The organism is Rhizobium sp. 01L410, from assembly GCF_056400165.1.
In genome coordinates, this window is sequence record NZ_JBFTST010000028.1 from 1 (window position 1) to 1435 (window position 1435).

A 1435-nucleotide genomic window follows, 5' to 3' on the forward strand; every position below is an offset into this window, starting at 1 on the left:
GCCAGGGTTGCGCAGCTCGGTCGGCGGCGGATGACTCAAGCGCAATCATATACTGCGCTTTCTCAGCCGGATCGCTTACATCACTCGGCCGGACCCAGGCGCGCCAACGCTTGCCGCCGTCGGGCGATGACGGCAGGATCCTTCGTAAAATCCGTCTTTCGTCCAGGTTCGGTGCCGCGTTTCTGATAACCGTTGCTGACACTGCCATCGGGAATACCGAACATGTGATCCGTCTGTCCGCTTCGACGCGGTCCCCTTTTGCTGCGCTGCTGCTCACGCCCCGCCTGCAGCTCAGCGACAACAGACAGCATGTCGTCCAGCCGCTTGTTCTCGACCACTTCGGATCGGTGTACTGACCGTAACGTATCGAACGTCTTGTAGGGCAGGGAGGCTTCCCCGTCCGTGATCTCAAGTCGTCCGTCAGGATAATCGCAAACAATCAGCTTCTTTCCCGCCAGCGCCCTGGCGCGCTCTGTCGGGTCCAGGATGAACATCACCTTGTCGTAGCGCAGCGTCAAGGAATGCGACAGCTTGCGAACCTCCTTGCGGCACATGGCATCATCGAGGTTCTCATGATCGGCCAACGGCCGGTGCATGTCCTTCGGATTGCGCGGTGGCTTCCCGAAACGCGTATTGAAATCCGCCATGAACTCAGGCGCATATGCGTTGGCCGCCTCGATCGTATCGATACCGCGCAGCCGCAATTCCTTCACCAGCCGATCCTGCAGCGTCTGATTGGCGCGTTCCACCCGGCCTTTCGCCTGCGGGGTGTTGGCGCAGATAATGTCGATGTTCAATTCATAAAGCGCCCGGCCGAATTGCGTCAGACCGCTCGTGCGRTCCGTCATCGAGGCATGCGTGCTGCGGAAAACACCGTGCTTGTCACTGTAAAACGCAATCGGTTTGCCCCATTGCTGCAAGTAAKCCTTCGTCGCATGCAGATAGTCAAAGGTGTTCTCAGAGGCGGCAAAGCGCAGATGCAACAGCTTGCCGGTCGCATCGTCGATGTAGACGAGCAGGGCGCATTTGCGGCCACGGTCCTCGAACCACCAGTGATGCGACCCGTCGATCTGGACGAGTTCACCAARGCAATCACGCCGGCCGCGTGGCTGGAAGACCCGCTTCTTGCGCTCGCGGCGTGATACCCACATGCCGGCTTCCATCATCCATTGGCGCAACGTCTCTTTGCTGACGGAAATCCGATGGCGCTCAACTAGCTTCTCGGCCGCCAAGGTTGGSCCAAAATCCACGTAATGCTCACGCACCAGGTCGAGAGCCAGATTGCGGAAATCCTCACTGTGGCGCCGGTTGCTCGGGCGGCCGCGCTTCTTCGAGACGAGACCGTCGAGCCCGTCCAGATCATAGGCCTGCAACAGCCGATGGACTTGGCTGCGACTGAGCCCAAGTAGCTCAGCCGCCCGCGTGACCGTCAGGC

The 1435-nt window shown here is 60.0% G+C and carries 1 protein-coding gene; it reads right to left on the bottom strand.

Features of this window, described 5'->3' with window-relative positions:
* Window positions 1-80 precede the first annotated feature (80 nt).
* A complete protein-coding gene (locus AC1DV9_RS29080; protein WP_477951296.1) occupies window positions 81-1433 on the bottom strand; it encodes an ISNCY family transposase in 1353 nt (450 codons plus the stop codon).
* Window positions 1434-1435 lie beyond the last annotated feature (2 nt).